At 73.2% G+C, this 13,634-nt stretch carries 10 protein-coding genes and 1 pseudogene; 5 read left to right on the top strand and 6 right to left on the bottom strand.

What is annotated here, in order from left to right; all coding sequences use genetic code 11:
- Positions 1 to 246, top strand: a pseudogene (locus tag ABZY13_RS21075) (ATP-binding protein); the annotation flags it as partial.
- A 281-nt stretch (positions 247 to 527) separates the two neighbouring features.
- Here the strand turns inward: ABZY13_RS21075 and ABZY13_RS21070 are convergent.
- The 3 genes from ABZY13_RS21070 to ABZY13_RS21060 form a co-directional block, all read right to left on the bottom strand.
- Entirely contained in the window at positions 528 to 722 is a 195-nt protein-coding gene (locus ABZY13_RS21070) for an acyl-CoA carboxylase subunit epsilon (RefSeq protein WP_356632893.1), read from the bottom strand.
- Between the two features lie 35 nt (positions 723 to 757).
- The gene (locus ABZY13_RS21065; protein WP_356632891.1) at positions 758 to 2,341 is read right to left on the bottom strand and encodes an acyl-CoA carboxylase subunit beta; all 1,584 of its coding nucleotides are present in this window, start codon (positions 2,339 to 2,341) and stop codon (positions 758 to 760) included.
- A 225-nt stretch (positions 2,342 to 2,566) separates the two neighbouring features.
- Complete coding sequence (locus tag ABZY13_RS21060; RefSeq protein ID WP_356632889.1) at positions 2,567 to 3,361, bottom strand: SDR family NAD(P)-dependent oxidoreductase; 795 nt, start codon at positions 3,359 to 3,361, stop codon at positions 2,567 to 2,569.
- A gap of 228 nt (positions 3,362 to 3,589) precedes the next feature.
- On the opposite strand from ABZY13_RS21060, the gene hpnR reads away from it, so the two are divergent.
- Complete coding sequence (gene hpnR / locus ABZY13_RS21055) at positions 3,590 to 5,080, top strand: hopanoid C-3 methylase HpnR (protein WP_356632887.1); 1,491 nt, start codon at positions 3,590 to 3,592, stop codon at positions 5,078 to 5,080.
- A gap of 1 nt (position 5,081) precedes the next feature.
- Entirely contained in the window at positions 5,082 to 5,960 is an 879-nt protein-coding gene (locus ABZY13_RS21050) for a DMT family transporter (RefSeq protein ID WP_356632885.1), read from the top strand.
- Between the two features lie 129 nt (positions 5,961 to 6,089).
- Here the strand turns inward: ABZY13_RS21050 and ABZY13_RS21045 are convergent, their stop codons facing one another.
- Positions 6,090 to 7,382 carry a glycosyltransferase gene (locus ABZY13_RS21045; RefSeq protein WP_356632883.1) on the bottom strand — a complete coding sequence of 431 codons (1,293 nt, stop codon included), beginning with the start codon at positions 7,380 to 7,382 and terminating at the stop codon, positions 6,090 to 6,092.
- Positions 7,383 to 7,522: 140 nt separating this feature from the next.
- On the opposite strand from ABZY13_RS21045, the gene ABZY13_RS21040 reads away from it, so the two are divergent.
- The gene (locus ABZY13_RS21040; protein ID WP_356632881.1) at positions 7,523 to 8,122 is read left to right on the top strand and encodes a YceI family protein; all 600 of its coding nucleotides are present in this window, start codon (positions 7,523 to 7,525) and stop codon (positions 8,120 to 8,122) included.
- A 144-nt stretch (positions 8,123 to 8,266) separates the two neighbouring features.
- Positions 8,267 to 8,767, top strand: a complete 501-nt coding sequence (locus ABZY13_RS21035) for an N-acetyltransferase (protein ID WP_356632879.1) — start codon at positions 8,267 to 8,269, stop codon at positions 8,765 to 8,767.
- Between the two features lie 108 nt (positions 8,768 to 8,875).
- On the opposite strand, the gene ABZY13_RS21030 is transcribed toward ABZY13_RS21035, so the two are convergent.
- The gene (locus ABZY13_RS21030) at positions 8,876 to 10,231 is read right to left on the bottom strand and encodes a hypothetical protein (RefSeq protein WP_356632877.1); all 1,356 of its coding nucleotides are present in this window, start codon (positions 10,229 to 10,231) and stop codon (positions 8,876 to 8,878) included.
- A gap of 148 nt (positions 10,232 to 10,379) precedes the next feature.
- Entirely contained in the window at positions 10,380 to 13,397 is a 3,018-nt protein-coding gene (locus ABZY13_RS21025) for a glycoside hydrolase family 3 N-terminal domain-containing protein (protein ID WP_356632875.1), read from the bottom strand.
- Between the last annotated feature and the right edge of the window lie 237 nt (positions 13,398 to 13,634).

The following is a 13,634-nucleotide window of genomic DNA, read 5'->3' as shown; positions in this document are numbered from 1 at the left end:
GTCGACACCCGCCGGCTCGCCGACTGCTTCCCCGCGGTCGACTACTTCGAGAACAGCGGCCTGCCCTTCGTCATCGCCCTCAACGGCTTCGACGGGCAGCAGCCGTACTCGCCGGACGAGGTGCGGGAAGCGCTGCAGATCGGTCCCGACACGCCGATCATCACGACGGACGCGCGGCATCGTGCCGACGCGAAGTCGGCGCTGATCACGCTCGTGGAACATGCGCTGATGGCGCGCCTGCGCTAGGGCCTGCGGCCGTTTGCCGCCCCACCACGTGCCGCCCTGCCCGCAGGCCGCGTGTCCCGCCGCCTGCGGGCAGTCGTGCCACTGGGGGCGGCAGCCCGTCGCGCCGGGCTGCGCAGCGTGCGGCCACCGGGGTGGCGGGTGACTGTGCGGCGCCGGGTGCAGGTGGTTCCTGGCTGGTCGCGCAGTTCTCCGCGACCCTGGGGGACGTGCCGTGACCTGCGTTCATTTCGGACCGTTCATGCGAAGAGGCCCCTCCTTGCGGAGGGGCCTCTTCGTTGCTGTTAGCGCCAGCTGTGCGGCGCGCGGAAGCCGGGCTCGCGCTCCAGGCGGCGCCACGCCGCGCGGGGCCGGCCGGCGTGCGCCGGGGTCGGGGCGGGCGTGTGGGCCGCGGCGCGGGCGAGCAGGATCGCCGTGATGGCGGCGACCTCCTCGGGCCCGGCGTGGCCCTTCTCGACGCGAATGTCAGGCACGTTCATGGATGTCAGTCTCCGTGAATGAGGTGTCCGCAGTGTTACTGCGGGGGGTTGCCGTGCTTGCGCGAGGGCAGATCCGCGTGCTTCGTCTGCAGCATCGCCAGCGACTGGACGAGCACCTCGCGGGTCTCGGCCGGGTCGATGACGTCGTCGACCAGTCCGCGCTCGGCCGCGTAGTACGGGTGCATCAGCTCGGACTTGTACTCCTTGACCATCTTCTGGCGCATCGCCTCGGGGTCCTCCGCCTCGGCGATCTGCCGGCGGAAGATCACGCCCGCCGCGCCCTCGGCGCCCATGACGGCGATCTCGTTGGTCGGCCAGGCGTAGGTGAGGTCCGCACCGATGGACTGGCTGTCCATGACGATGTACGCACCTCCGTACGCCTTGCGCAGGATCAGGGAGATCCGGGGCACGGTCGCGTTGCAGTACGCGTACAGCAGTTTGGCGCCGTGGCGGATGATTCCACCGTGCTCCTGGTCGACGCCGGGCAGGAAGCCGGGGACGTCCAGAAGAGTGATGATCGGGATGTTGAAGGCGTCGCACATCTGCACGAACCGCGCGGCCTTTTCGCTGGCCTCGATGTCGAGGACGCCGGCGAGGGTCTGCGGCTGGTTGGCGACGATGCCGACGACCTGGCCGCCGATCCGGGACAGGGCGCAGATGATGTTGCGGGCCCAGCGCTCGTGGACCTCCAGGTACTCGCCGTCGTCGACGATCTCCTCGATCACCTTGGCCATGTCGTACGGCCGGTTGCCGTCCGCCGGGACCAGGTCGAGCAGGACGTCGGAGCGGCGGTCGGCGGGGTCGGAGCACTCGACGCGGGGCGGGTTCTCCCGGTTGTTCTGCGGGAGCAGCGTCAGGAGGTAGCGCACCTCGGCGATGCACGTCTCCTCGTCGTCATAGGCGAAGTGGCACACGCCGGAGGTCTCGGCGTGCACGTCCGCGCCGCCGAGGCCGTTCTGGGTGATCTCCTCGCCGGTGACGGCCTTGACCACGTCCGGGCCGGTGATGAACATCTGCGAGGTCTCGCGGACCATGAAGACGAAGTCGGTCAGCGCGGGGCTGTAGGCCGCGCCGCCGGCGCACGGGCCGAGCATGACGCTGATCTGCGGGATGACCCCGGAGGCCCTGGTGTTGCGCTGGAAGATGCCGCCGTAGCCGGCGAGGGCGGAGACGCCCTCCTGGATCCGGGCGCCGGCGCCGTCGTTCAGGGAGACCAGCGGGGCGCCAGCCGCGATGGCCATGTCCATGATCTTGTGGATCTTGGTGGCGTGGGCCTCGCCGAGGGCGCCGCCGAAGATGCGGAAGTCATGGGCGTAGACGAAGACCGTGCGGCCCTCCACCGTGCCCCAGCCGGTGACGACACCGTCGGTGTACGGCTTCTTGGCCTCCAGGCCGAACCCGGTGGCCCGGTGCCGGCGCAGCTGCTCGACCTCGCGGAAGGAGCCCGGGTCGAGGAGCAGCTCGATGCGTTCGCGCGCCGTCAGCTTGCCCTTGGCGTGCTGGGCCGCCGTCGCCTTCTCGCTGGGGCCCGCGACAGCCTGGGCGCGGATCTCGTGCAACTCCGCCACGCGGCCGCGCGCGTCCGTCGGCTCGCTCGGCGCCTCATCCAAAACGGTCATGTAGCGACCATACGAAGCCGAGCCCGAAAAGCGAGCCGTCGACTCCGTACAGTCTCCGGCGCGTTTTCCTGGTACCCCTGAACAGAACCAGTGACAGTGGCGGGCTTTCCCACTGTTCACAGGAGTAAGGGCTTGTAGGGGTTGCACAAGGACGTCGTTCGTGCGTCATGCGAGATTCATCCGACCGACGCGCCGCCGGGCCGGTGACGGCGCCCACGGCCGGCTTCAGCCGAAGCGGTCGGCCAGCCGCCGGTACAGCCTAGGCGCGAGGCCGTGGACGCGTTCCGGCAGGGTCAGCCAACCGGGCACGTAGGCGTCGTCCCGGCCGCGGTGGACGGCGTCCCAGACGGCGTCCGCGACGCGGCCGGCCGTGGTGGGGCGCGGTCGGGAGCGGCCGTACGGCGTGCCGCGGCGGGCGAAGAACGGCGTGTCGACCGGACCGGGCACGACGAGGGTGACGCCGACACCGGTGCCGCGCAGCTCCTGGCGCAGCGCCTCGGCGAAGGCGGCGATCCCGGCCTTCGCGGCCGAGTAGACGGCCTCGTCGCGCACGCCGACGCTGCCCGCGACGGAGCCGACCAGCACGATCCGGCCCCGGCCTGCCGCCACCATCGACGGCACGACGGCGCGCACGAGGTGGAGGGTGGCGTTCAGGTCGAGGTTCAGCACCTCGTCGATGGCGGCGTGCGGCATGGTGGTGAACGGCCCCGCCCAGCCGATCCCGGCGCCGGCGACGAGGACGTCGACGCGTCCGGCCGACCGCAGCGCGGCCCGCGCCAGCCGTCGGGGCCCGTCCGGGTGGGCGAGGTCGACGGGCGTCACGACCGCCGGCGCCGTACCGGCCGTCTCCTTCAGCCGCCGCTCGTCGCGCCCGCTGAGCACCAGGCGCCAGCCCCCGGCGGCGAACCGGCGGGCGGTCGCGGCCCCGATCCCGGAGGAGGCCCCGGTGATCAGCGCCACGGGCCGCCGGACGGGACCCTGGAGGGGCGGGGTGAGCTCGGAGGTGCCGGTGTGGGTCACGAGTCGGTCTCCCTGCGCTGTCGGTCCGGTCTGCCGGGACTCGTGGTTCCAAGGACAACGCCACACGGGCGGACCGCGCCAGTCGGGCGGCCGCCCGTTCCCGCGCGGTCACCCGAACCGACGTGCCGGGCGACCACTCCTGGGGGCCGGGGGTGCGGCCAGGCGGCGGTACGGGCGGTGCGGCCCGGTGGCGGGCCGGTTACGAAGGGGACACCCCCGGAGGTGACCATGCGCGTGCTGTTCGTCCATCCCAGCGCCCTGCTGTACTCGGAGATCTTCCTGCGGCTGGAGCCCCTGGGTCTCGAGCGGGTCGCGGGCGCCGCCCGCGAGGCCGGGCACGAGGTGCGGGTCGTCGACCTCCAGGTGCTGAGCCCGAAGCGGCTGCGGGCCGAGGTGCGGTCCTTCCGGCCGGAGGCCCTCGGCGTGTCCCTGAACTACCTGGCGAACATCCCGGAGGCGATCGACCTGGCCGCCGCGGTCAAGCGCGAACTCCCGGGCTGTTTCGTGTTCTTCGGCGGGCACAGCGTCTCCTTCGTCGCGGAGGAGGTCATCGCGCAGGCCCGGGGCGCGGTCGACGCGGTGGTGCGCGGCGAGGGCGAACCGGCGATCGGGCCGCTGCTGACCGCGGTCCGCGAGGGCGGGGTCGAGGGCGTCCCCGGGATCGTCACGGCGACGGGTCTCGGACCAGCGCCGCGGATGCTCCACGGCATCGACGAGCCGCTGCCCGCCCGGGACCTCATGCGGGGCCGGCGCCGGTACTTCATCGGCGAGCTGGACCCGTGCGCGTCCGTCGAGTTCACCCGCGGCTGCCCGTGGGACTGCTCCTTCTGCTCGGCGTGGACCTTCTACGGCCGCAGCTACCGCAAAGCCTCCCCCGAGGCCGCCGCCGCCGATCTGGCGCGCATCCGGGAGCCGAACGTGTTCATCGTGGACGACGTCGCCTTCATCCGGCCCGAGCACGGGGACGCCATCGCGGCGCAGGTGGAGCGGCGGCGGATCCGCAAGCGGTACTACCTGGAGACCCGGTCCGACGTGCTGCTGCGCCACCCGGAGGTGTTCGAGCGGTGGGCCCGGCTGGGGCTGCGCTACATGTTCCTCGGCATGGAGGCCATCGACGCCGAGGGCCTGGAGCTGTTCCGCAAGCGGATCAGTCCCGACGAGAACCTCAAGGCCCTGCGGACCGCGCGCAAGCTCGGCATCCAGGTGGCGATCAACCTGATCGTGGATCCGGCGTGGGACGAGGAACGGTTCCGCATCGTGCGGGAGTTCGCCCTCGCCGTGCCGGAGATCGTGCACTTCACGGTGATGACGCCGTACCCCGGCACGGAGATCTGGCACACCGAGTCGCGCCGGCTGACCACCCGCGACTACCGCCTCTTCGACATCCAGCACGCCGTGGTGCCGACGACGCTGCCGCTGGAGAAGTTCTACGAGGAACTGGTGCGCACCCAGGCCGTGATCAACCGCAAGCACCTCGGGGTGCGCACGGCGTTCGGCGCGGCCCGGGTGCTCGGGCGCAACCTGCTGCACGGGCAGACCAACTTCGCCCGGATGCTGTGGCGGTTCAACAAGGTCTACAACCCGCGCCGCCAGCTCGCCGACCACGCCCTGCCCGTCCGCTACGAACTCCCCCTGCCCAAGCGCCTCGACGTCGGCGACCGCCGCCTGCTGTACGTGCACACCCGCGGGGCGGGGCGGGCGTCCGCGGACCCCGACTAGCGTGCCGGTCGCCGTCCTCGCCTCACTGGCCGCCGGCGTCTGTTTCGCCGTCGCGGGCGTGCTGCAGCAACGGGCGGCGGCGCGGCGGCCGGACGACGAGGCGCTGTCGCCGCGGCTGCTGGGGCATCTGGCGCGCGAGCCGCTGTGGCTGGCCGGCATCGCACTGGCGGTGCTGGCGTACGGATTCCAGTCGCTGGCGCTGGCGTTCGGGCCGCTGAGCCTCGTACAGCCGCTGATCGTCGCGGAGTTGGTGTTCGCCGTGCCGCTGTCGGCGTGGCTGCACCGGATGCGGCTGGGCCGGCGGGAGTGGTCCGGGACGGTGGCGGTGGCCGCCGGGCTGGCGCTGGCCCTGGCCTCCGCCCGCCCGCACGGGGGCCGGCCCGGGTCGGCGGGCCCGCTGTCCTGGCTGCTGATCCTGGGCGCGACCGCCGTGCTGGTGTGCCTGGCCCTGGCGGCGGCCCGGTTGCTGACCGGCCCCTGGCGGGCGTCGGCGACGGCGCTGGCGGCGGGGGCGGTGATGGGGACCCAGTCGGTCCTGCTCGCGGCCACCGTCGAACGCCTGCGCCACGGTCTCGGTCCCACGCTCGGCGCCTGGCAGCCGTACGCCCTGATCGTCGCCAGCGCCGGCGGGCTCCTGCTGATCCAGACGGCGTTCCAGCAGGGCCCGCTCGCCGCGAGCCTGCCGGTGATCGACGCGACGGAGCCGGTGGTCGCGGTGGCGGTGGGCACGGCGGTCTTCGGCGAGTCGCTCCACACCGGCTGGCCGGTCACCGCGATCACGGTGGCGGGGCTGGCGCTGGTGGCGGCGGGGATCGTACGCCTGGACTCGTCACCGGTGATCGCGGCGCTGCACGGGCGGGGGGCGGACGGGGCGGGGTGAGCGGCGGCGGGTGCCCGCCGCCCGGCCGCGCCCCCGTGGGGCGCTGTGGCGGCGGTCCGCCGGCCCGGACGGGAGCCTGCCCGTGCGCGTCGGACGTCACCGGGGCCCCGCCCGCCCGGCAGGCGCCGCTCACCCTCCGGCGCCGCCCGACCGGCCCGCAGGGGTCGCTGCCCGTGCGGGGACGTCGCCGCTCGACGCCGCCCACACCGGCAGGAGGTCCTCCCTCAGCACGCGGTCCCACGTCGGGTGGCTGGTCCGGGCCGTCGTCGCCGACCGGCTGCGCAGCGCCGCCAGCCGCGGTGGGTCGGTGATCAGGGCGCCGAGGGCGTCCGCCCAGGCTACGGGCGTGTCGTGCCGTACGACGACGCCGTCCTCGCCCGGCGCGGTCAGCCACTGCGTGGTGTGGGCGCCCTCCGGAAGGACGACCGCCAGGCCGCTCGCCATGGCTTCCGCGACGACGTTGCCACAGGTCTCCGTGCGGGAGGGGAACGCGAAGACGTCGCAGCCGGCGTACACGTGGGCGAGCCCTTCCTGCGGGAGGGGGCCGAGCAGGGTGACGTCGGACCCGAGGGCGCGGCGCACCCGGCCGGCCTCCGCTCCGGAGCCGGCCAGCACCAGGTGGGCCGGGCTGCCGCGGGCGCGCAGCAGGCGGACGGAGTCGGCGAGGAGCGGCAGGCCCTTGGTGGCGTCCAGCCGGCCGGCGAAGAGGATCAGCGGACGGTCCGGCGGGACGCCGTGGCGCCGGACGAGCGCGGACCGGGCGGCGCCGTCGGGGTCGTCGGGGTGGAAGCGGTGCCGGTCGACGCCCCGGCGCAGCGGCAGCACCCGGTCGGGGCCCAGGGCGCGGGCCAGTTCCTCGCGGGCGGCGGGGGTGGGGGCGAGGACCCGTTCGCAGGCGGACAGGAGCCGGTAGCGGCGGCGGGCCAGCGCTCGTTCGGCGCCGGCGGCCAGGGCCTCGCGCGCGGGGCGCGGCCAGCTTCCGGCCGCGTAGCGGCCGTAGACGGCGGCCAGCGCGGGCACGTCCGTGTGCACGGACGCCACCAGGCGCACGCGGCGGGGGGTGCGGCGGGCCGCTCGTACGGCCGTGGAGGCGTAGGCGAAGGCGTGGGTGAGGTGCCAGACGTCATGGCCGGGGAGCAGCGCGGCCAGGCCCGGGTGGTACGGCGCGAGGTCGGTGACGTCCTCCGCGCCGCGGGCGGACGTGAGGCGGGCCGTGCCGATCAGGGGGCGGAGCATGACGAGCCGTACGTGCGGGGACAGGCGTTCGACCCGCTCCCGCTCGCCGAGGAAGTACACCGTGAGGTCGAGCCCGGAGTCGTCCGGCAGCCCGGCGGCGCTCTCCGCGAAGCGCTCCCAGCACTTCACATGGCCGCCCGACGTGGCGCTCCGCATCAGCTCGACCAGGACCGCGACCGAGGGCACGGACGCCGAGTACCACCCGCTGGCGTGAATCATTCGGCAGGCCGCCACAACTGTTGAAACTTGAACGGAATAGCGCTACGGTCGTTCCCGTTGGACTCGTTGAACGTTCAACAGAAGCCATTCGAGAAGGAGTGCTTGTCATGGGTCTCTTCGGCAACAAGAACACCGCCACCGCCACCGCCACCGACGTCACCCCGGAGCTCGCCGCCCTGACCGGCGACTACACGATCGACGCCGCGCACACCACCATCGGCTTCGTCGCCCGCCACGCCATGGTCACCAACGTCAAGGGCAAGTTCCTCGACTTCAGCGGCGCCCTGCACCTCGACGGCACCGACCCGGCGCGCTCCACCGCCTCCCTCGACGTGGTCATGGACAGCATCAGCACCGGCAACGCCGACCGCGACGGCCACCTGAAGAGCGCCGACTTCTTCAAGACGGACGAGTTCCCGACCATGACCTTCCGGTCCACCAAGGCGGAGGCCCTCGGCGGCGACGACTACCGCATCACCGGCGACCTGTCGATCCTCGGCGTCACCAAGCCGATCACCATCGACCTGGAGTTCAACGGCGCCGCGAAGGACCCGTTCGGCAACGAGCGCGTCGGCTTCGAGGGCAAGGCCGAGCTGCTGCGCTCCGAGTGGGGCCTGACCTGGAACGCGGCGCTGGAGACCGGTGGCGTCCTGATCTCCGACAAGATCAAGCTCACCTTCGACGTCTCGGCCATCAAGAACGCCTGACGCCCCCGGCGCCGCCCGTTCGGCGCCCCCGGAGCGCGCCCGCCCTCCACTCCCCCGAGAGGGCGGGCGCTCGGCGTGCCCGCTCCCGCCGGACCCCCGGATATTGCCGTGCGCCGGGGAAAACCGCAGGCTAGCCTCGCGCCCATGACCTGGTTGCCGCGTGACTTCGAACATCCCCTCCGTGTCGAGATACCCGGAGGCGGCGGGCATCGGCTGCGACCGATCAGCGGGGCCGACGCGCCCCTCGACTACCCCGCGGTGATGGGCTCGCGCGAGCGGCTGTGGTCCCTGTTCGGCAAGGCCTGGGGCTGGCCCTCGGCGACGATGTCGTACGAGGCGAACGAGGCCGATCTGGTGCGGCACGCCGCGGAGATCGACGCCCACCAGTCGTTCAACTACACCATCGAGACGCCGGACGGCAGCGACCTGCGCGGCTGCGTCTACATCGATCCGCCCGAGAAGGAGGGCGCGGACGCCGACATCTGCTGGTGGGTGGTGGACGCGGAGGCCGGCGGCGAGCTGGAGCGGGCGCTGGACGCGTTCGTGCCGCGGTGGATCGCCGAGGACTGGCCCTTCGAGCGGCCCCGGTACATCGGGCGGGACCTGACCTGGGACGAGTGGCTGGCGCTGCCCGACCACGGCTGACACCCGCCGGCGCCCGGGACCGCGCTCCTCGCCGCTCCCGGCACCGGCATCGGGCCGGAACCCCCGGATTGGAACCCCGGGCCGGAACCCCGGGCCGGAACGCCAGGTCTAGAACCCGCCCCCGAAGTCCCCGCCGCCGCCTCCGAAGTCCCCTCCCCCGCCGAAGTCGCCGCCGCCGAACCCGCCGCTGAAGTCGTCGGTGTCGAAGTCGGCGCCGGAGACGTCGCCGCCCTCGTACCCGCCGGACTCGCCGTACCCGGCCCCGTAGTCGGCCGCGTACGCGGGAGTCGCCATCATGCCGCCCAGCATCGTGCCGAGGAGCAGGCCGGGCAGGATGCCGCCGCCGAAGTAGCCGCCCGCCCAGGGGCCGTAGGCCGGACCGGCGTCCCAGTAGGGACGGCGGCCGTACTCGGTCTCCACCTCGCGGACCATGGGGTCCACCCCGTCGGCGAGCCGCGCCCGGTCGGCCGCGCACACCGGCACCTCGCGGGTGGCTCCGCCCGGTGGCGTCCAGGTGGCGTCGGCGACGGACGGGCCGTGGCGCGGGTCGAAGAAGCAGGGCGGCCGGCGTTCGGGCAGCGGGCGGCCCTCGCGCCGGGCGGCCAGTGTCGCCAGGGCGAACCGGCCGTCCTCCAGCGCCTGGGTCACCCCGCGCACGTCCTCGGGCACCCGCGCGGAGGCCATGGACGACTTCGCCTTGTCGTAGGAGTCGAGCGCCCGTTCGTAGTCGGCGCGCATCGCGTCGTCCGCGCCCGGCTCGCCGGGGTGGAAGTCGAGGCGGTCGAGTTCCTCGCCGAAGGCGGTGATGTCCTCGTCCACCACGACCCGCAGCTTCTCCAGCGCCCTGCGCTGCTCCTCCTCGTGCCGCCGCCGGTTGCGCCGCACCAGCGCGTACGCGCCCGCGCCGCCCGCCGCGAGGACCGCGCCGGTCGTGACCAGCGCCGTCGTGGAGACGCCGTCGCCCGAGCCGCCGCTCCAGCCGCTCGGGGCCGAGCCGCCGATGTTGCGCACCGCGCCGTCCACGAAGTCGTTCAGCTGGGCCTTGGGATCACCCGCGCCCCGCACCGCGGAGGCCAGGTTGCCCACGGCCGCCCGGCTCATCACGCTGCCGTCGGCGCGCGCGTCGAAGCGGTCGCCGAGGCGGATGCCGTACAGGCCGGTGACGCCGGTCTCGGTGCGCAGGTTCCGGAAGAGGTCCTGCGTCGGGTAGTCCTCCGGGAGGACGGCGACGAAGACCGGTTTGTCCGCGTCCTCGATCTTGTCGGCGAGCGCCTCGGCGTCGGCCTCGCTCAGCAGGCCGGCGGCGGCCGGGTCGACGTAGACCGGACTCTCGCGCAGGTGCCGGGCGATCTCGGAGACGTCGGTCTGCGCGTGCGCGCCCGGCGCGCCGGCCGTCAGCACGGCCATCGCGGCCAGGGCGGGCACGATCAGCGAACGGATGAGGACACGCAACACGTCCTTCATATGTTCGAAAGTACCCGAATCGACAGGGTTCGGACATCGATTCCGCCGGGGATTTCTCCCCGGCGGAATCGACGAGGCCCGTCCGGGACCGACGCGGTCCCCTCCGTGCCGTCGTTGCGCCGTGCGAGTGCGATGGGCCGCCGCGCCGCTACGCCGCCCGGTAGGCCGCCGTCAGCCGCTCCACGGCCGCCCCGTACCGCCCGGTCAGCAGCAGCCGGTCCGCCTCCGCGAAGGGCTTGGCCTCGGCCGGCGTGATCTCCTGGCCGATCCGCTGCTGGACCAGCAGCCTCGCCCGGCCGACCAGCGCGCGCCCGGCCTCCTCGGATCCGGCCCGTTCGGCGGCGCGGGCCGCCACGCCGAGCGCCTTGAGGGTGAGCGTGCCGCCCTCGGGGACCCTGCTCAGCGTGGTCAGGCCCCAGCCGAACGGGAACTGCGGGTCGTACGAGGCGTCGCCGACGTTGATCGGCAGCTGCCCCGCGGACTTGGGCCAGGTCACGGGGAGCTGCCCGGTGAAGGGCCGCTTCCCGTAGAGGACGTCGGCCACGCCGTCGCCCTCGGTGCCCGGAAGCCACGACGCCACCAGCGCGTCGATGGCGTCGAGCCGGTCGCCGATCAGCTGCGGCCGGCCCGAGACGACCAGCACCGCGCACTTCATGGCCGCGCAGACCTTGTCGACGGCTTCCTTGTCGGCGGCGGACAGCTCCAGGTCGTGGCCGTTGCCGACGTCGCCCGCGCCCTCGGCGTACGGGGTCTCGCCGACGACGACCACGCCCACGTCGTGCCCGTCGAGCGGGGCCGATGCGTCCTTGGACCAGGTGATGTCGCCGCCCGCCCGGCGCAGGCCCTCCAGGACGGTGGTGCCGGGGGTGATGTCGCCGGAGGCGCCCTGCCAGGTGACGGTCCAGCCGCCGGACTGGTTGCCGATGTCGTCGGCGTTGGATCCGGCGACGTACACCTTCTGGCTCGTGCGCAGCGGCAGCAGGCCTCCGCCGTTCTTCAGCAGGACCTGCGACTTCGCCGCCGCCTCGCGGGCGACCGCGCGGTGCGCGGCGGAGCCGATCGCGTCCGCGCCGGAGGTGTCGGCGTAGGGCCGCTCGAAGAGGCCGAGGCGGAACTTCTGCGTCAGGATGCGCGCCACGGCGTCGTCGATCCGCCGCTCACCGATCCGGCCGGCCCGCACCTCCTCGACCAGGGTCGTGTGGAAGCCGCGGTAGTCGTACGGGACCATGATCATGTCGAGTCCGGCGTTGACGGACGTGCGCACGTCGGAGGCGTAGTCGCCGGGGATCTGGTCGATGGCCGCCCAGTCGCTGATGACGAAGCCGTCGAAGCCCATCTCGTCCTTGAGCACGCCGTTGAGCATGTCGGCGCGGGCGTGCATCTTCACCGGGCCCTGTCCGTCGCCGATCAGGTCGAGCGAGGAGTAGGACGGCATGACCGTGCCGACGCCGCGGTCCACGGCGGTGCGGTACGGGGACAGGTGGACGGCCTCCAGCTCCTCGCGGGTGACCCTGGTGACGCCCTGGTCGATGGTGTACGTGCCGGTGGTGGAGGAGCCGTACGCGGTGCCGCCGTCGCCGACGAAGTGCTTGGCGGTGGCCAGCACCTTGTCGCCGCGGTCCAGGTCCTTGCCGTTCGCGCGGCCCTGGAGGCCCTGGATCACCGTCTCCATCACGTCGACCAGCGCCGGGTCCTCGCCGAATGCCTCGTAGGAGCGGCCCCAGCGTTCGTCGCGGGTGACGCACAGGCAGGGCGCGAAGTCCCAGGGGATGCCGGTGGCGCGGACCTCGGCGGCGGTCACGGCGCCCGTCTCCTGCGCGAGGCGGGGGTCGCGGGTCGCGCCGATGCCGATGTTGTGCGGCATGATCGTCGCGCCGACCAGGTTGTTGTGGCCGTGCACCGCGTCGACGCCGTAGATCAGCGGAATCTGGAAGCGGGTGGCCTGCGCCCGCAGCTGGAAGCCGTCGATCATCTTCGCCCAGGCCTCGGGCGTGTTGGGGGTGGGCGTGGAGCCGCCGCCGGACAGCAGCGAGCCGAGGTCGTACGCCGCGATGTCCCCGGCGGCGGTGAGCGCCCCGCGCTCGGCCTGGGTCATCTGGCCGGCCTTCTCGGCCAGGGACATCCGGGACAGGAGATCGGCGACGCGCTTCTTCACCGGCAGCCGCTCGTCGAGGTACGGCAGCCCGTGGGCGTCGACCACGACCTGCGGGGTCTCGGCGGGGGGCTTGGCGCCGGTGACGGTCAGCTTCAGCGGGATCGTCTCGGCGGACTCCGCCGACCGGTCCTTCAGGGTGCGGACCTCCACCGTGCGGCTGGCGCCGGAGGCGGTGCCGGCCGGGAAGGTGAACTCGCCCTCGACGGGGGTGTAGTCGGCGTCGGAGGCGGTGCCGCCGGCGGTCTCGTAGGAGACGGTCACGGGCTCGTCGAGGGGCGCTGCGCCGGTGGTCGCGACGGTGATCTCGACGGTCGCGCTGCCGCCCTCGTGGACCGGGTGCACGGCCGCGCCGGTGACGACGGAGGCCCGCAGCGACTGATCGGCCTTCCCGTACAGCTCGACGCCGTCCATGGCGAACTCGCCCTTGAGGCCGACGGGAAGGGTGAGCGCGTAGCCCCAGACCTCGTTGAGGCCGAGGATCTGGTCGATGCCGCCGACGGGCTGGTAGTCGGTGCGGTAGGTGAAGTCGGCGAAGGGGATCTCCAGCTGTTTCCAGCCGGTGAAGTCGTCGGTGAAGGAGGTCGTCCACAGTTCGGACGCGCCGCCGTGGGCGCCGCCGTCCTTGAGTTCGAAGGCGATCCTCTTGCCGGTGTCGCGGCCCTCCCACCACAGGCGGATGCCCCGGTGAGCGGACCAGTCGTGGGCGGGCTCGGCGGAGGCGAACTCGTGGGTGAAGCCGCCGTAGCCGCTGATGTCGTAGGAACCGGCGAGCACCCGCTCGCCCTCGGGGGCGTCGGCGCGGGCGTCGAGCCGCAGCGCGGGCGGGTCGTCGGTGTCGCTGCCCCAGGTGAACAGGCCCTCGGCGGGCGGGTTCGCGAACGGGACCTCGCCCTCGAAGCGGTCGATCGGAACGGGGGCGGGATCGTCGGCGCCGGACGCGGAGCCCGCGGCGGCGAGCGGGAGCAGTCCGGTGAGCAGGGTGGCGCAGGCGAGCAGGGCGGTTCTTCGCATGGGAACGTCCCTCGACTCTCGTAGTCCACGGAAGACTCTCGAAACCACTTACGTCTTAGATCATCGCGTGAGTTAACTGGCGGGTCACGGAACCGTCAAGACTTCACGTCAGAACCGGTACAGATGCAGCAGCGGGCGCGATCCGCGCGGTCGTCGCTTCGGGAACTGAACACGCGACCTCTTGACGGGTCTGAGGAGCCGTCATTTACTCACGGCTCGCACGCCCCCACTTCCCCA

This window comes from Streptomyces sp. NPDC006610 (assembly GCF_040611575.1).
Lineage (GTDB): Bacteria > Actinomycetota > Actinomycetes > Streptomycetales > Streptomycetaceae > Streptomyces.
The sequence above is the reverse complement of the archived record's forward strand: the minus strand, read 5'-3'. Positions and strand labels throughout refer to the sequence as shown.